This window comes from Metamycoplasma equirhinis, assembly GCF_006385185.1.
GTDB lineage: Bacteria > Bacillota_I > Bacilli_A > Mycoplasmatales > Metamycoplasmataceae > Metamycoplasma > Metamycoplasma equirhinis.
Genome location: NZ_VFIX01000009.1, coordinates 1 through 18639, shown reverse-complemented (window position 1 = coordinate 18639; position 18639 = coordinate 1). Strand labels below are relative to the sequence as shown.

General features: G+C 26.4%; 14 protein-coding genes and 1 rRNA gene. 1 reads left to right on the top strand and 14 read right to left on the bottom strand.

The window, feature by feature from the left end; translation table 4 throughout:
- The 13 genes from FJM08_RS08360 to FJM08_RS08320 form a co-directional block, all read right to left on the bottom strand.
- On the bottom strand, window positions 1–1031 hold a 1031-nt coding region (locus tag FJM08_RS08360), incomplete at its 3' end, for a hypothetical protein (RefSeq protein ID WP_140031719.1).
- Window positions 1024–1422, bottom strand: coding sequence for a hypothetical protein (locus tag FJM08_RS08355; protein ID WP_140031718.1), 399 nt, complete (start codon window positions 1420–1422; stop codon window positions 1024–1026). The genes FJM08_RS08360 and FJM08_RS08355, both read right to left, overlap by 8 nt.
- A gap of 11 nt (window positions 1423–1433) precedes the next feature.
- Window positions 1434–3434: an AAA family ATPase gene (locus FJM08_RS03000; RefSeq protein WP_140031717.1), complete on the bottom strand. Its 2001-nt coding sequence runs from the start codon at window positions 3432–3434 to the stop codon at window positions 1434–1436.
- Window positions 3435–3436: 2 nt separating this feature from the next.
- A complete protein-coding gene (locus tag FJM08_RS02995; protein ID WP_140031716.1) occupies window positions 3437–3622 on the bottom strand; it encodes a hypothetical protein in 186 nt (61 codons plus the stop codon).
- A gap of 1 nt (window position 3623) precedes the next feature.
- Window positions 3624–5762, bottom strand: a complete 2139-nt coding sequence (locus tag FJM08_RS08350) for a DEAD/DEAH box helicase family protein (RefSeq protein ID WP_140031715.1) — start codon at window positions 5760–5762, stop codon at window positions 3624–3626.
- Window positions 5755–6666 (bottom strand): DNA-methyltransferase, encoded by a 912-nt coding sequence (locus FJM08_RS08345; protein ID WP_140031714.1) that lies wholly within the window; start codon window positions 6664–6666, stop codon window positions 5755–5757. The genes FJM08_RS08350 and FJM08_RS08345 overlap by 8 nt, the downstream gene beginning before the upstream one ends.
- A gap of 368 nt (window positions 6667–7034) precedes the next feature.
- Window positions 7035–9767, bottom strand: a complete 2733-nt coding sequence (locus FJM08_RS08340) for an ATP-binding cassette domain-containing protein (RefSeq protein ID WP_140031713.1) — start codon at window positions 9765–9767, stop codon at window positions 7035–7037.
- A complete protein-coding gene (locus tag FJM08_RS02975) occupies window positions 9760–10986 on the bottom strand; it encodes an ABC transporter ATP-binding protein (protein WP_140031712.1) in 1227 nt (408 codons plus the stop codon). Before FJM08_RS02975 ends, FJM08_RS08340 begins: the two co-directional genes overlap by 8 nt.
- A gap of 5 nt (window positions 10987–10991) precedes the next feature.
- Entirely contained in the window at window positions 10992–12272 is a 1281-nt protein-coding gene (locus FJM08_RS08335; protein ID WP_140031711.1) for an ABC transporter permease, read from the bottom strand.
- Window positions 12241–13422 (bottom strand): ABC transporter permease, encoded by a 1182-nt coding sequence (locus FJM08_RS02965; protein ID WP_140031710.1) that lies wholly within the window; start codon window positions 13420–13422, stop codon window positions 12241–12243. The genes FJM08_RS08335 and FJM08_RS02965 overlap by 32 nt, the downstream gene beginning before the upstream one ends.
- 8 nt (window positions 13423–13430) lie before the next feature.
- Window positions 13431–16238 carry an OppA family ABC transporter substrate-binding lipoprotein gene (locus FJM08_RS08330; protein WP_140031709.1) on the bottom strand — a complete coding sequence of 936 codons (2808 nt, stop codon included), beginning with the start codon at window positions 16236–16238 and terminating at the stop codon, window positions 13431–13433.
- A gap of 299 nt (window positions 16239–16537) precedes the next feature.
- A complete protein-coding gene (locus FJM08_RS08325; RefSeq protein WP_140031708.1) occupies window positions 16538–16723 on the bottom strand; it encodes a hypothetical protein in 186 nt (61 codons plus the stop codon).
- A gap of 161 nt (window positions 16724–16884) precedes the next feature.
- Window positions 16885–17742: an MAGa3780 family membrane protein gene (locus tag FJM08_RS08320; RefSeq protein WP_140031707.1), complete on the bottom strand. Its 858-nt coding sequence runs from the start codon at window positions 17740–17742 to the stop codon at window positions 16885–16887.
- A 193-nt stretch (window positions 17743–17935) separates the two neighbouring features.
- On the opposite strand from FJM08_RS08320, the gene FJM08_RS08315 reads away from it, so the two are divergent.
- Entirely contained in the window at window positions 17936–18484 is a 549-nt protein-coding gene (locus tag FJM08_RS08315) for a deoxycytidylate deaminase (RefSeq protein ID WP_286241644.1), read from the top strand.
- A gap of 73 nt (window positions 18485–18557) precedes the next feature.
- Here the strand turns inward: FJM08_RS08315 and FJM08_RS02940 are convergent.
- A 23S ribosomal RNA gene (locus tag FJM08_RS02940) occupies window positions 18558–18639 on the bottom strand; the annotation flags it as partial.

Below are 18639 nucleotides of genomic sequence, written 5' to 3'. Positions count from 1 at the left end.
ATTAAATATTCACTAATTTTATCTTTTAACTTTGATATATTAATAATCTTTAAATCATATGTATTTTTTTCTAAAATGTTGGTTATAAAATTTTTTAAATAAATTTTTTCTTCACTTAGTTTTAAAAAAATATTTGACAAAATATTAAAAATAAGTGAATTATCCAAATATTTATCTAATTCACATTCATCGACTTTTTTGCTTTCTTCGAAAATAAAATTAATATCATAATAATTAAAATTTTGATTGTCTTTTAAATCATCGATATTAATGTTATTTTCTATGGGTTCATCTGTCATTTCTTCATAATATTGTCAGAAAAAAGCTTCTTCAGGTAATAACTCATCAATATTGGTTTCGAAAGTAAAAGCTAAAAATTCATTAGAACATTTTGTTAAGTCTTTTAAATTGTAAATATCTAAACTTTTTAATAATGCATTAGTTATTTCAGAGTTAGAATTAAATTCCCTTTCATTATTCACATACTTAGATTTAAATTCAATAATTTTTTGGTTAATTTGTTCTCAATTATTTAAAGTAAAAAATATTTTTTCAAAGCTTACATTTAAAGGAAAATTTCTATCAATTAAAAAATTTAAATATAAATCAAAAGCATCATTGAAATTTACAATTTCAATGTCTTTTTTCATTTTATTTCAATCAAGGCTTTTGTTGTTTTTATGATTGCATAAGTGATTGTAACTTTTTCTTAAAGTTTTAATCTTATTTAAAATTTCAAGCATTTCATGTTTTATGTCCGAAATTCTTTCGTTAGACATAATTAAATATTCACTAATTTTATCTTTTAACTTTGATATGTTAATAATCTTTAAATCATATGTATTTTTTTCTAAAATGTTGGTTATAAAATTTCTTAAATAAATTTTTTCTTCACTTAGTTTGCATTGATTTAAAAAAATATTTCACAAAACATTAAAAATAAGTGAATTATCCGAATATTTATCTAATTCATATTCATTAACTTTTTCTTGAAGACTTTTCTGAAATAGAAAATTATGATAATTATTCATTATCGCCTATTATTTCAGTTAAATAAATATTTGGATTTGTATTGTCTTTTAAATATTTTATGTATATATCTTCTAAACCATTATTTATTAAGTTTTCGGTTATTCTAACAATTTTATCCTTTACATCATTATCATTAGGATAAATAACTTGATATATTTTTGTTAATAAATCAATTTTAATATTTTTGTCTTTAATCAATTTCATAATTGCACTATCATGTCAAGTTGTTTTTTTAGCTCTATTATTTTCTGAAAATAATTCGTTTTTAATTGCGTATACAAGTCCGAAAATTGCAATTTCATTTCCACGTTCAAAATATTTTGTTTTTAGTAATTTTTGAATTGCATTATTGCTATCATCGGTTAAGCCTATTTGAGTTTTATCAGACATAATTTTCTCCTTTATAAACTTTTAATTTTAGATTTGTAAATATCCAAATCAGTATTTGAATTTGATTTTTCTTTAACTATTTCATACTCGTTTAAAACTTTAAAATCTTTATTTTTTAAGTATTCTTTTTCATGAGAAAGTAAAATTACTTTATCTGAAATTTGCGAAATATGTTTGTATATTTTAATAGAGTTATTATCTGTTAGAACACTAAAAGGCGCATCAAAGAAAATTGTTCCATTGACTATTGAATTTTTATGAATTCCATATATTAATGACAAGATTATAATTACATTCTCACCTTGAGAAGGAGAAAATACAATTTTGTCATTTTTATCTTTTAAAGAAACTTTATAAATGTCAGAAATTAATAATTCTTTGTAACTGTCAAAATTTTTAATTTTTTGAAACATTTCATTAGCATCATCCTTAACTCTTTCTTTAATTTTCACTGCATATTTTTTTTCAGCATTTTCTAAACAAACTTTTAATTTATTTACCAAATCAATTTTTGTAGATATTTTTTCTTCTTTTTCTTTGTTAGCATCATCAGTTTCAAGTTTTTTAGTAGCATCTTCAAGTTCTTTTTCTTTTTCTTCTATTTGTGCTTTGTGTAAATTTATGTCAGTTTCTAATGTAAGTATATTGTCTTCAATAAAATTGTATTTATTTAACTTATTTTTGTATTCGTTAGTATCTTCATTTGAAAATTTATATTTTTCAATTTCTTGTTGTTCATTATTTTTTCTTTTATTTTCAATTTGAATTTTGCTTTTTAATTGTTTTATTTTTTCTTCAATATTTTTCAAATCTTTAACAAAATAATTGTTGTTAATGTTATTTTCTATATCTTCAATTAATTTAAAACAATGATATTTAGCATTATTTTCAAAATTTAAATTTTGCCCTGTCTTTAAGTTATTTATTTTTTCATCAAAATTTCTTTTATCTTCATCAGTTATTTCGCGTTTACAGTGAACACATTCGTTTGCATTTTTAAGAGAATTTAGTTCAGCAATTTCATTGATTATTTTTGATTTTTGTTTATAGTTTGCAAAATCATTGTTTTCAATTTCATTTTTTTCTTTAATCAAATTTATAATTTTTGTTTTACAAAACGCAAAAATGTTGTTATTGTTTAAATATTCTTGTAAATTCGAGATTTCTTTTTCTTGTTCTTTTGAATACTCATTGATATTTTTTTCAAAAGCATCCATTTTCTTTAAATAATCATTAATAACTTCATTATTTTTTAGATATTCTTTTAATTCTTCTTTTTCTTTTTTGTAATTTTCTAAATCAATTTGTTTGTTATTTATTTGTTTATTAAGATTGTTTTTTGAATTTTCTAATTGTTCTATTTCCCGTTTAATTTCTTCATTTTGTTTACTTTTTTTGGATAATGCTTGTTTTTCTTTAGTATAGATTTCTAATATTTTCTTTAAGTGATGAATTCCGTTTTGTATAGAATCTATTCCTAAAATTTTCAATATATCAGTTTTTAAAACATTTTGTTGCGTGATTTTTGTTGATAAAAGACTTTTATATTCTTCAAAAGTATTTTCTCCATCAAAAAGGAAAAATTTAATAGTTTTTTCAGGAAAGATTTTTTCAATAAATTTCTTTGATTGATCTTCTGAAAGGAAAGAATTATTGTTGCTTATATTTTTTATAGTTAGTTCATTTTCTCATATGTTATCTTGCTTTTGTAATGTTCTAGATATTTCATAAGATTCATCATTTCATTTTAAATTAAGTTTTACATTAATTTTGTAATCTTTTTCTTGTTTTGATAAAGTATTCAATACTTCTTGTTCAATTACATCAGTATTAATTTGTTCTTTCTTAATGTGATAACCTAAGCAAAATTTAACTGATTCCATTATGGTTGATTTTCCAGCGCCATTTTCACCATAAATAATAGTTAGACCATTAGAATCAAGAAAATCTATACTTTGTTCTTTATAGTAAGACTTGAAATTGTAGATAGTAATCTTTTCTATTTTAAGCATATTTATTTATCTATCCTTTCATCAATTAATTCTTTTATTTTCTTTTCAATACCTTCGTTGTCAGAATTGTATTCTTCTTCTATCTCTATATCTATTATTTGTTTAAGAATTTCTTCTTCGTCTTTAGTTAGTGTTTTTTCTATTTCTTCTATAATATTTTTAATTTTTTCTTTGTTAGAAAGTTCCATACTATTTTTCTCCTTTCTGGATATTTAAATATCTTCTTTTTATTCATTGAATATCTTTATCAAGAATATTTCCATTTTCTGAATTTCTTGAAAAAGCTTCTAATCTTTCAATTTCGCTTTCTAATGAGCTATCAACTATATCGTTAGTTATATTTGCGGATGGTAAAACTAAAAAATCATAAATATAAGCATAGTTTTTACCGGTATGTTTTCTTAAAATTCTTCCTCTTCTTTGGACATATTCTCTTGGATTTTTGCTGCTAGCAATAATAATTGCTTTATTTATTTCTGGAATATCAACACCTTCATCTAAACATTTAATACAAAAAATGATTCCACCATTTTTTCTAAAGTGTTCAATGATTTTGTTTTTAATTTCATTTTGATTTTGCATTCCACTATAGAAGTCATATGTATAATCCATATATTTAAAATTTCTTTGTTTTAGTAATTGCCTAAAATTTTTTATTTCTATTTTGTCTTCAAAATAAATTAACCATTTTTCATCTTGAATATTTTTAATTTCATTGTTTAATATTTCTATTGTTTTTTCATATTTTTGCTCAGCTTTTTTTAATATTTTTGCTCGATTAATAAGAAGGGTTTGTAGAGAGGAATCGTCCATTATTTTTTCTTTGCTGTTTAATAATGCTATTTTCCTTCCAATTCTTTTGGTTAAAGATATGTATTCTTCGCTTTCAGCTTCATTCAAATAAACATTATTAAAAAAGTAATTGTATCGAGATAAAGCGCCATCATTAATACCGTTGCTTATTTCATAAACAGGCTCAATAGTTTTTTCAAAGTAACTTAAAATAATTTGGGAACCTTCTTCATCATATTTTCTCATTGGTGTTGCGCTTAAGCCAATTTTTGCGCCAACTTCATATTCCATAATTCTTCTAGCATTTGTAGCACCTATATTGTGAACTTCATCTGCTATTAAGAAAATGTGTTTTCCTCAATGAAAGTTTTTTAAAAAATCTAAAGAAGATGCTTTTTTATACGTGAAAATAAAAGCCATTTTATTATTTTCATCTTGTCTTTTTGAAAAAGAAAGTGTATTAGGATATTTGCTTAAATCATCATTTGTAAACACTAAAATTTGATTTCCCAATGCTTTTTTAATTTCATTTTTTCATTGAAATTCTAAAAGCTTAGAAGGAACTAGTATCAAAGGAATTTCATTTTTATTATAAATAGCATCTTTTATAGCACAAATTGAAGTAAATGTTTTCCCAGAACCAGTGCACATATTAAACAAACCAATTCTATTATTAGCTTCTCAATTTTCAAGTATTTGCAATTGATAAGGTCTTAATTTTTTACTTGAGTTTTCCAAATCTCATTTGTTAATTGTGTTTTTTATTAATTTATTACTTAATTCAAATATTGCTTTTTGTAATTGTTCATAAATTTCAATTCTTGATATGTCAATTTCTTTATCTATTTCATAAATACTTTTTTCTAAAATAGCTAATAGTTCACTAGGTTGGTAAAGTATTACATTTTGATCGTCTTCATTATTCTTTCATAATGAATCAAAATATTTTTCTTTATTATCACAACGTTCATCTTCATTTGTATTTCAGCTGCAAAAGACTTCAAAACTTTCTTCATTTCCTTTTTCTGATCATCCAGAAAATGTTTCATTATGAGAGCCAGTAAAAGCAACAATATTATTGTAATTATCTTTAAAAATACCTATTTTCGAATGTAAGAACCTTTGAATTTTGTTTTTTGAATCTCAAGTTTCAATTATTTGAATATCAAGAATATTTTGTTTTATTAATAAATAAAGCAATTTAGAGCTTTCAATATTATTCCTGATCATTTTCACAATTTCTTCGTTAAACAAAGTTTTTTCTCTATCAGAATATCCTTTTTCTATCGAAGCTAAATCTTCTTTATTCTTAATGATTTCTGTATTACAAATAATTCTAATTTTTCCTTGGTTTTTAATAAAGATTTCTAATTCAGGTTTTATTAAATTAAATATCGAAGAATTAAAATAACCAGCAATTCTCTTATACAAAATAGAATTTTTAAGACAGTCAGAATAAAATTCATCTACAAAGTTATCAGAATTTTTTTCATAAGATTTTTTAAATATCAATTTAGACAAATTTGGCTTATTCATTTTTAGTCTCCTTAATATTTGCTAAAGATAAATCCACAAATTTCTTTTCTTTTTCGAATCCTATAAATCTTCGTTTTAATTTTTTTGCTGTTATTCCGGTTGTTCCACTGCCTAATCACGGATCTAAAACTAGATCATTTTCATTTGTGCACGCTAATATATATTTTTTTGGTAAATATTCGGGTTGAACAGCTTGGTGATTAGTTTTTCTAGATGAAGTTGAACCATAAACTATGTTTGAATCTGAATAATAATCTTGGACAAAACTGTTCATATCGGAATTGATTTCTTTTTTTAATTCATCAATAAAACTATTTTTTGGTAAAGCACCTTTTGGATTAGGTTCTATCTTTTTATCTCTTGTTACATATAGACTATTTTTTCTTTTTTTATAAATTTGTTCACTATACATTTTTAATGAAACAGGTGAATATTTTTTTCGAATACTATCAATATTTATTTTTCAATTAGGAGATTTAGCAAATCATAAAATATATTCGTAAGCATCTATACATGCTGATTTAATTCCTGTTGGTGCCGGATTAGATTTGATTCAAATTTCGATATCAACACAATAAAGACCCAATTCTTTTTTAATGTAAAGCATAAGTTCTTCAATAATTAAAGATCTTTCAGAACATTGATTAGTTTTTTTCTTTTTCCGGTTAGCTTTTACATTGATTACTAAAAAACCTTCATCATTTAATTTATTTACAGCCTTTTTTAAGAAAGTAGAAATAAAATCTATGTATTCATCCTCATCTCATTTTCCATAATCTCTTTTAGCATTAGGGTAAGGAGGAGAGCCATAAATTAACTTAATGCTTTTATCTTCAATATTATCTATCGCTATTTCACAATTTTCTTGATAAATTACGCTATTATCAAAAACAAATTTTTTCATTTTTATGACAAAATAGGCAATTTTTTAACAAATTGCCCGCTCTTAAAATTAAAAATATTTGCGAAAGAAAATATAAAAAAATTAATATATATATATATATATATATATTATTATTTGTTGAAATTTCAGCATTGTGTTTTCTATGCATAATATAAAATTATACTCAATTTAAGTTGAAAATATTTGATTTACACACGCTATGAACAATTTATTTATTACGCATCACAAAATAATTTGATTTATATCATTAAAAATTCATCTATAAAATTATTTAAATTTGACTTCATTGAAAATATTTGTATGATGATAAGTAAATCAATATTAAAAAATACTTTATAAAAAATGTGCCTCATTAAGGCACATCGTTATTATTCGTTTTGCTTTGCTTCAGCAATTCATTTATCTGCTTGTTCTTTAGTTCCATAAATATAATGTTCATTATTTACTTTGTGAATTTCAGGAATATTTGGATATTGTTGTTCACTTAAGTAATCTAATGCGAATGAAACATTTTGGAATTTTTCGTTAGCGTTTGAAATTTTAGGAATTGCCTTAAATAAATTAATAGTATATGGATGGATAGGATTGCTGTAAATTGTTTCAGTTTTTCCTTTTTCAACAATTTTACCCAAGTGCATGATTTCAACTTTATCAGCAACATATTCAATCATACTTAAATCGTGAGCAATAAATATTAAACCGATATTTTTGTTGATGCATAATTCTTTTAATAGGTTAACAACTTGTGCTTGAATTGATATGTCAAGTGAAGCAATTGGTTCATCAGCAACAATAATTTTTGGTTCAGTAATTAAGGCACGAGCAATAACAATTCTTTGTAATTGTCCACCACTAAATTCGTGTGGATAGCGGTATGCAAATTGTTTTAGCAACCCAACATCTTCAAGCGATTTATATATTGTTGTTTTATATAATAGGCTTGAAATAAGGGATTTTGCAATTGGAAATGAAATTTTAGAGTTAAAGAAATTGTATGTCTTTTTTCATTTTGAATGTTTTGCATCATTTGGAGTGTCATCATCATTAATTTTTAAATTAGATTCGACTCACTTGTGATCAATTCCTAGCAAAATGTAAATACTTTTAATATCTTTTTGCAAATAATGTTTCTCAATGTTAAATGATTTAATTGTGTCTTCTTTCAAAGTTAAATCAGATTTATACATTTTTTTATTAAGTTGCAAGGTTTTGTTATTTTTATCAATTTTATCTTTAAGTGAATTAATTTCTTTTTTAGTCAAATCAGATAATTTATTTTTAGATTTTTTATCATTTTCTTCAGAAGTTTTGTTTTTAGCGTTTGCTAATATTTGTTCAATTTTACTTTCTAAAATTGCATTTGCTTCTGCGGTTTGATTTTCTAAAAATTTGTAAAATAACGATTTAAATTCCTCATAACTAGCGTTGCATTTTGTTTGAAGTGAAACTAGATACTTATATTGAGCTTTTTCTTTTGAAATTTGGCTATATAATTCTTCAATTTTTGCTTTATATGAAACTAACATTTCTGAACGGGCAACAAAATATTCTTCTGTTGCTTTTGCTAAATCATTTTCATGAATTTGTAATTGTGCAGCTGTATTCTCTGGCTTTTCTTGCGAACCAGAAGCTATTCTGCCCATAATATTTTGCAATTTACTATGCAATTTGGCCAATTTGGCATTTTTTTGACTTTCTTGTTGAGATGATAATTTTTTATATTCAAAAAAATCAAACTTAAATTCATTGTTTAAAATATTTACGATTTTTTTTCTAATTACAGATGAAAAGTTCTTATTTTTTAAATTGACAATTTTTTTGCTTAATTGTGCAATTTCTTTTTTTATTGAAAGTAATTTAGGATTGTCTTCATTAACTTGTTTTTCAAGAAGCTTTAGTTCTGATTGTTTGTTTTGCAATTCTAGTGTTAAAGGAGCAGAAACTTCATCAAAAATACTTTCAAAAGTAATTGACTCCAAAAATTGGCTATAAAAATTTTTACTGTATTCATCTATTGATAGTGAAAGTTTTTTGATTTGCTCAAATTTTAAATGATGACATTGATATCAAATTTGTTTAAATATTTGAGCACGTTTTTTAAATAGCAATTCGTTTTTTAAATTATAAATATAAAAATCAAGATTTTCAGCTGTCAAACGAGCAATATTAATCAAACTAGATTCTTTTTTGTTTTCGTTTATAAAATTAATAAAAGTATTATTATTTTCATTTCGCAAATCAGCTAACATGCGATAGAATGATTTTAATTCTGCAATAGCCTCTTTATAATCAGCCAAGGCATTATATTTGTTTAATGAAATTTTACTTAATTGCTTTTGTTTTTTTAATGTTCTTTTGGCAGCTTCATAATTTAGTTCTGGTTTTGTTAACTCATTATTACGATATTTTGCTTGCTTATCGTAATAAAACTCAATTAATTTAGCTGTATTTGAGTACATATTATTGATAATTGCACTTTCAACGTGTTGACGTTCTTCAAGGTAACCAAAAAATAATGTAAAATTATCTTCTTTGCTCAATTCGGGGTCTAATTTTAATTCTTCAAAAGATTTTACTCATTTTGTAAACAAAGGTTCTGCTAAACGGTTGATTTCTTTATAGTTTTGCAATTCTAATTTCATTGCTTCGATTTGAAAAGTATATTTGAATGCTTTTTTAACTTCCATTCAATCTTTAAAAATATCAGCAATTTTGCTTTTCATTATATGGTTAACTTTTAGAGGTTCTTTTAAAATTGTATATACGTTTTGTTGGCCGTTTAATGATGCATGTGGGTCTTGAAAAATCATTTGAACATTTTTACGTAAGTATTTATTTAAACCGAAACTGATTCTCTTTCCAGAAATAATTTTGTCATCTAATCTAACAAAACCATTATAGTCGTCATATAATCTTAAAATTGTGCGACCTACCGTAGTTTTTCCTGAGCCCGATTCGCCAATTAATCCAACTATTTCACCTTCGTGTACATCAAAAGAAACGCCATCAACAGCTTTATTAATAAAGCCTTGATTAACGAAATATTTTTTTAAGTTATCAATTGAAAGAATAACTTTTTTATCTTCAAAATTTTTATTCATTACTAAATGCCTTCTTAAATAATTCTAAACGTTTAACTAATTCTTTTGATAAGGTAACTTTTGGTGCATTAGGACTTAAAAGTCAAGTTGCAGCAGCATGAGTTTCAGTGATTGGGATTAATGGTGGTTCTTTTAGAAAATCAATTTCTAAAGCATAATCATTACGAGGTGCAAAAGGATCTCCTAATGGCAAGTTTGCCATATCTGGTGGAGTACCTTTAATGTTATATAATTTTTCTTCTTTTAATTCGGGAATAGCGCTAATTAAAGCTCAAGTATAAGGATGAGCAGGAGCAGTAAAAATTTCTTCTTTTAAGCCTCTTTCAACGATTCTGCCAGCATACATAACATATATGTAATCACAGAATTTAGCGATAACAGAAATGTTGTGGCTAATTAAAATAATTGAAATACCCATTTTTTGTCTAATATCTTCAAATAATGCCAAAACACTAGCTTGTACAGTTGGGTCTAATGCTGTAGTAGGCTCATCTGCAATTATTAAATCAGGTTTTAAAGCAACAACCATTGTGATAACAATTCTTTGTTTCATTCCACCTGATAAAGTGTGTGGATAGGCTTTAAAGATTTTTTCAGCTTCACGCAATCCAAAGGTTTTCAAAAGGTCAATTAAATATTCTTTTTTATCTACATATAGTCTGTTGGTTCAATCAGAGTTATTATTTAAAGCATCTAATAGTTGATCGCCAATTTTTCTAGTGGGATTTAAACTTGTTAAAGGGTCTTGAGGAATATATCCGATTTTTTGACCTCTAACATGTTCCCATAATTTAGGATGTTTAATTTTTGTTAATTCTAAATCATTAATTTGAATTTTATCAGCAGAAATAATTCCGCTTTCATTAACATTGATTAACGTTTTTGAAGTTACAGATTTTCCGGAACCAGATTCACCAACCAAACCTACAATTTGTCCACGATAAACATCAAGATCGACACCACGAACAATATGAATGCTTTTCTTTCTACCTTGAGAAAAACTAACATGCAAATTTCGAACTTCAAGAATTTTGTTATTTTCTAGAGGTTTAACAAATATGTCTTTTAATGCAGTTTCTCTTTTTAGTTTAAGGGTATCAGTTTTTGACAATTTTGGTTTTTTTACTTTAGGAGTTTTTTTTGCGAGTTTTATTTTTGATTTAGAGTCATTGGCGGATGTTAATTCAACATTACTTTTTATTTTTTTTTCTAATTTCATATTGATTATTTCCTTCCTCTACTCATAACTTTAGGATCAAGTGCATCGTGTACACCTAATGCAATAAAATTCAATGACAATGATAAAAATAACAAAATTAATGTTGGTAATAAAATAATTCAAATATTCGAGCCACGTTCAGATGAGGCCTCAATTAACATTTGTCCTAAGTTAATTTCGCCATCTTCCTTGAAAAAGCCTAGAAAGGCAAGTGAGGCAATTCATAAAATAACTCCAGGTACTGCTTTAACCAAGCTATTTGCAATTTTTCCAATAATGGCGGGTAATGCATGAACAAACACTGAACGAGCAGTTGAAGCACCAATTGCTTTTGAAGCAGTTATATATTCTTCATCTTTAACAGTGATTATAAACATTCTCGTTAATCCTACAAATCCAGGTCATCCAACAACTGTCAGTGCTAAAATTAATGCTCACTCTTTTGCACCAATAATTGAAACGAATAGTAAAATTCAAATCAATGTTGGCGGTGACATAAATATCTCAATAATACGCATTGCGATTGTATCAACTAATTTTCCGGCTTTAAAACCTAAAAAGGCACCAATTGAAATACCAATAACGCCTTCCAATAAAACAACAATCAAAGCGATTTTAACAGCTCTTCACGTTGCGTATCAAGTGGTAACTCAAATGTCATACCCTGTACTTGAAGTTCCTAATAATACTTTTGAATATACTTTTGTTTCTTTTGCAATTATTGCAATAACATCCGCATCAGTTAATGATTTTCCGGCTAACTTAGCGTCGTTAATCAATTCATTCAATTTGGCTGCAATAACTAAGTTGAATGCATTATATTTAATTAAGTATTCTCCATCAGGAGTAATCTCACGGCTAAATGAATCGGTAAAAAATTTTAGCCATTGAGCGTATTGAGGGTCAAGAGCGGATTGATTCAAAATGTTTTGATATAGATTATTTTCTGGACTATCTGGGGCAACTATTTTTGTTATGAAACTTTTATAAAAAGGAGGCAATGAACGAACATAATCAGAAGGGGTGATTTTAGCATTTGGTTTAAAATCAGAAGTTGCAGGAATAATTAGCGAGCATAAGATAATTGCAACAAAAACTATTAATGATGCAATAACAATAGGATTTGTAAAAAATCTTTTTATAACCTCAATTCACATCTTTTTAGGCTTACCAGCAATAGAAGATGCTTGAATCTTATCTTTTTCAGCAACAAAGTTAAATTTGCTTGCTAAATCAGTGTTTATTTTATAAGTTTTATTGAACTTTGTTGTCAGTTGCGTTTCCATTAGTTAAGGTTTTCCCTTCTATTGATAGATGATATTTGGTTAAAAGATTTTTAACAAAGTAATCTCTTGTGATTTTCTTTCTTTCTTTATATGCTCTTAAAAATAGTAAGTAATTTTTTTTGCTATTAGATACATAGGTAATTTTTGGATCTAATATTGCAAACGAAACATCAATAATAATTTCAGCAATTAGTGAAACTAGTGTGAAGAATAGAGTTGAAAACATTACAACATTAATTTCTCCACTAGGGAAAGCACTAACTATGACGCTTGATGTTCCTGGGACTTGTCAGTATTTTTCAATAATAATAGAACCTGATAAAAGTCCAATAAATGATCCAAATATTAAACTAAATAAAGGAATAGAAATATTTCTTAGTACATATTTAAAAAATATTTGTCTGCTACTTAAACCTTTTGTTTTAGCTATTAAAACATAATTTGAAGTTAAAACAGTAACTACTTGATTACGTGTATAAGTAACATAAGCAGCCAGCGACGAAAGAGTCATAACAATAATTGGTGGTAAGTAAGCTATAAATGTTGCTAAAAAGGGTTGATCGCCAGGACGGGGAACAACTGCTGATACGCCTAATGAGAGCGCAATAGCAATAGCAATAGGCGCAATAATAAATGAGGGAACAGCAATAAATATTAAAGCAAATAAGTTTGAAGCACTATCGAAGAATTTCCCGCGTTTATAGCCAGCAAATACGCCTATTGATATTCCGATAATTGAACTTGCTATAAAAGTTGGAAAAGTAATTAACAATGTATATTTTAATGGTTTGAAGAATAATTGTCCCATTGTTTTATATGACGATGGGTCAGGGTTATTACTTGGATTAATAACAAATCCGAAATCACCACGGAAAATTCCTCCAATATATCTAAAATATCTTACGATTATGGGAATTTTCGCACCAGGTGTTCCGTCAGATAAAACATAACGAAGGCCATTTTGTATTTCTAAGTTTTGCAAAACTTCGTTAAATGTTTTTCCACTTGTCTTTAATCTTTCGTATTCTTTAACTGCTAGTTGTTGAACCGGATTAGGGCCAAATGCAGCAATTAAAATGTATACGAAAAATGAGATAATAAATAACGTAAGAATAGCGAAAGCTATTCTTTGACGTATGTATTTAAACATTTTTTATATTATTTTTTTAATCCAGTTATTCTTCAATCGACATATTGAGTGTATTCATAACCAGTAATATCTGGTGTTACATAGTGATTGTTAACTAATTTCTTTGCATAAGGAGATTTAGACTTAGTAATTCCATATGTAAAGTTTATGTTTGTAAACGATGCAAATTCTTGTATTAATTTAGCTAAATCTTCGTTTGTATGCGCCTTATTGTAATTTAATCAGAATTTTCCACTTCATTCATAAGGATCTGTTGCGGACTTGCCTGTTCCAGGATCAAATTGTACTAATACAGTTTTCTTTTTGCCATCAATTTCAACTTCTTTTGTTTCAGCTTCATATTTATCGCCAACTTTTTTTAGTTTATATCCACTAATTATTGCTGAAAAGTTACGATTCATTCATTTTGTACTTACTAAATCTAATTCATTAAATGGAACTGAAAATATGGTTTTATGGGTATTTTCATAATCAATTAATTCTTTTGCTAATTTAGATAATTCTGGGAATGAATCTTTAAAATCTTGACTTGAAATTTTTGAAATTTTCACCAATGTAGGGATTAATAAACCACCTCATGATAATCCGTCAAATCCAGAGCCTATACCGTCATAGTCGTAACTTCAAGCAAGATTTTGTTCACCATTTAGAGCGTTAAATCTTCAGTTATCAAATTCTTTGTCATCACCATTTGTAAAGTATTTAACAGTTAATTTAATTCTTGGATTTAATTCTTCGACTACTTTTGCAATTTCTTTTCAACCATTGATGTATAAATCTGGGGCATTAACAAATGGAAAGAAATATTGAATTTCGAAGTTTTGATTTTTTAATGTAGGATTTTCTTGATCAAATTTTTCGATAACTTTAGCTATTTCTTCTTTTAATTTGTTGAACCCTGCTGATTTTAATTTGTCAGCTGTTGATGATTTATTTTTGATTGCTTCTGCATTTTCTGAGGGGCTTAATTCTTTACCTAAAGTACCACCAAAGTCAATTTTTTTACCGTCGACACCTATAGCAGATAATGCGTTAATTTGGTCTTTAACATCTTCAGGTGTTTTTATTGAACTTGTACTTTGATTGCTTCCGCCAATTTCAGACCCATTGGCAATTTTAGCAACTCAAGCCTCAGATTGATTTGAGGAAATAATTCCGGCATATGTATCTCAGTTAATTGCAGCATTTAAAATTGATCTAAAACTTAAACCTAAACCTGAAACATATGAATCAGCATTCATTTCGCCTTTTCTAATTTCTTCAACTGTTGCGCCTCACATTAATTTTGCATAGGCATCATTAAATCCATAATTCGCATTTCCTGATGCAACTCATGGAGTAGTAAACATTCTATAAAATGGCGATTTAGTATTTAATGTTTTAGCTAAACGCAAACCATATTTGCCAGGATTCTTTGATACTCTTTGTTTTTGAGTTTCTGAAAGTGATTGATATGCTAATTGTGATAAAGTGCCTTGTTCAAATTTGTTAAACATTGTATCAGTAAATAATTTGGCATCCATAGCTGCTGATTGGTGTTGGAAAATAATTGTATTAATTGTATCTTTGGCTTCTGTTCAAGTTTTATCTCAATAATGTTGGTTTTTACGTAATGTTACTTTTTGATTTTTAGCTGATTCTAAGTAATATGGACCAACATGCAATAGAGTTCTTGGCGAAACACCATATCAGTATGCTCCAGTAAAGTATTGAATTTTATCTTTGCCAATTTTTGCAAGTTCATCAATGAATTCTTTTCTTAAAGAAGCAGGAACATCTTCACCAAGGTTATTTGCAATAATAGGATTTCCAGATTCATTTAGTTCATCAATAAATTGTGATGGTGCTGGCATAAATGTATAGTCATTACCTGAAAATAATTTTGCAAAGAATGATGCAAATTCAGCTTTAGCACTGCCTGTAGCTTTTTCAAATGTTAAGGCTTGATCTTCTTTATATTGTGAAGCACCGCCTACTTTTTGAATAAATTCATTTTCTTTATAAAATTTAGATGAATCAATTCCAAACAATCCATATAGATATTCGTTTTGAAAATCTTCAACATCAGTAAATGCTGTAGTGTTTTTGCCACCTAATAATTTGAATTTTTCATCTAATTCTTTTGAACCGCCGTTTGCATGTCTATAGCTTTCATTAAGTGAAACAGTTCTTAATCATGAATATCAATAGTCGCGCGCAACTAATTGATATTTAGTTTTTTGACCGTTTGAATCAACTCAATTAATTCCTTTTCTAATTACTACTTGGAATTTTTTAGCTTTTGCCAATATTTCTCTGAATTTAGCGCTATTAATTGATTTTTCGTTACTTGATGTTAATTTAACAGTTGATTCTTTATAGTATTTTGTTCCATCAGTAGCAGTAGATTCAGCTTCAGGTCTTGTGCCATCAGTTTCATCTGAGTCAAAAACGTGAACATTGTTAGATTCATCAGTTAGAATAATTGCTTGTGCCAATTCTAATTTATATCTAACAAAGTTAGGTTGAATAGTAATAATTTGAATGTTACCTTGCGAATCAACAATAGATTTAGTTTTAACTTCTGTTAAACCTTGTAATCTAACAAATTCTCCACCTGTATGTTGAATTGTTGAAGTTTCTAAATAACTTCCAAATGAACGTGAAGAGTCATATCTAAATGCTTGGTTATCAATTGTTGAGTTAAATTCAAAAACATATTGTTGTTTTTTTCATGCGGGTACAGTACATGCACCAGAAAGTACAGCAACACCAGGGGTTACTACACTAGCTAGGCTAACTGCTCCCAATAGTCAGAGTTTTGATTTCTTTTTCATTATTTTTTTACTCCTAATTATAAAAGTATATTTTTTTAAAAATTTAATTGGTTTTTTAAATTGCTTATAAATATACAAAAATAATTATAAATTATTTTGATATTTATAGCTCCTTTTAAGTTAATTTATATATAAAATAAGTAATTTTTGACTTAATTTTTACTTGTAATTTGAAATTTTATTTTTCATTGAAAGTTTGGCTTTTATTAATAAATTTTTGCAATATACAATAATTAAAATTTTATGAACCTCTAAAAGCCATAATTCATGCTTTATGAAGTGTTTTGTTATTATTAAAATTAAAAATTAAATGATTTTGTAGCATTATTATCTCCCTTGATTGTATTAATTGCGTGGCACATATACATGTCAGCATTAATATTTTTCATATCAATGAAGTTAATAATTTCAATAGAGAAAATTCCAGCTCATGCTGGTGCAAATGACTTATCTAAGTTTGTTTGTAATCTTAAATTTTCGTTCATTTTGTTTCTCTCTTTGTATTACACATAATATTTTACACATTTTTCATTTTTAGGCAATAAAAAAACGGCTTTTTGAATGTTTTTCGCTCAAAAAAACCATTTTTTATCTAAATTTTAAGCATTTTTATCATGCAATAAATTTTTGCAATAAGATTAATTTATTATACTTTTTGGGTTTCATTTGTTTCAATAACATGATTTTTATTAGGATTTTTTATTCTTAAAACACCTTTCCAAAAATATGCCAATACAGGTGCTAATAGTGCTCCGAGCGCAAACATTAAAATGTCAAGTACAATTACAATTCCTAGTTTGCTGCCTTTATAAAACATCGGTTCTTTAAAATTTAAAAAGCTATATACAACTGTGCCGTAATTAACGTATGGATTATCAATCTTTTTTAGTTCTAAAATTGGTTGTGCGATAAAAAATGTAATCATTGCACCAAAAAAATACATTAAAACAAATACATTCGTCAATCAAATATTTTTATTTGTTAGTGTTATTTTCTTCCGTTGTCAAATTAGGATGCCAATTCCTATTGCAGGATTTATGGCGTGTAAAACAAAACTCGGAATTGCAGCTGATAAATTTTTTCAAATTCCTGCTTTAAGTGAAACAAAAAATATTAATGTTCAATATATTAAAAATGTTATTGTGATGTTAACACATGCGAAGAAATAGAAGTATTTTGTTTTAGATTGTTTTGGAAAAACAGCATATGAAATCATTGCTACAGCTAAAACAATATTACTAATCATTGTAAATGTTCCAGCATGTCTTCACATTGCTGCAATTGCGTTGGGATAAAAATTATTTTGTCCGATTAAATTTTTAATTTGTGGATCACTATATTGTTTTATTAATGGTTGTATACCATGAATGTTAAAATAATGAAATAAGATAATAATGTCAGTTAATAAAAGTAAAAGCCCGAGCGTAAAAATTAAAATATTAGTTTTGGCAGAATACCATTTAACTTGTTTCTCGTTAATTCAATTTTGATTTTCTATTTTCATACAACTAATTATAAATAAATTTGTCTAGCAATCGCTAAAATGGTGTATAATGATATTAATTCATCTCCATGTTGAGGTGGATTAACATAGTTAATGTCTTATCAGAGCTTAATAAGCTTACTTCACTGAATAATCGAAAGTGGGATCCGCGGAGCCCATTTTCATTTTATTTTTTTATGATAAAATTAATTATATGAATTTAGAGACTAAAAAAATCATTTTTAACCCAAATAAAGATAATATAAAATGAGATGTATATTTTATGGCGCTAGCTAAACTTAGCGCAATGCGATCAAAAGATCCAACAACAAAGGTTGGAGCATGCATTGTTAGCCCAGATAATTATGTTATTTCATTAGGATATAACGGCATGCCAACTAGTTACGAAAACAAAGAAGTCAATAATGATGAATTATTTACTTGAGAAAGGCCCGCTGCTGATAATGATGTGCTTAATTCAAAATACACTTATGTTGTTCATGCAGAAGCAAATGCAATTATAAATGCAAATTTAACAAGTTCAAAAATTATGCCAGGTTCAAGTATTTTTGTAACGCATTCACCATGCTATCATTGCGCTAAATTGATTGTTCAATCAAAAATTTCAAAGGTGTATTATTCAATTGCATATAAATGTGATTCTGAAGATTTTATTGCTTCACAAAAAATATTTGCAGCGTATGGAATTGAATTCAAACAAATTGAAAACAATTTTGATCTTGATTTTAAAATAAAAAAATAAAAGCCGAAATTTGGCTTTTTTTTGTTCTCTGAAAACTGAATATCGCAATTTTAGATAAATCTCTATAGAATCCACTATTAAACCGTTCAATTTATTAGTACTGGTCAGCTGAATGCATTGCTGCACTTACACCTCCAGCCTATCAACCTCATAGT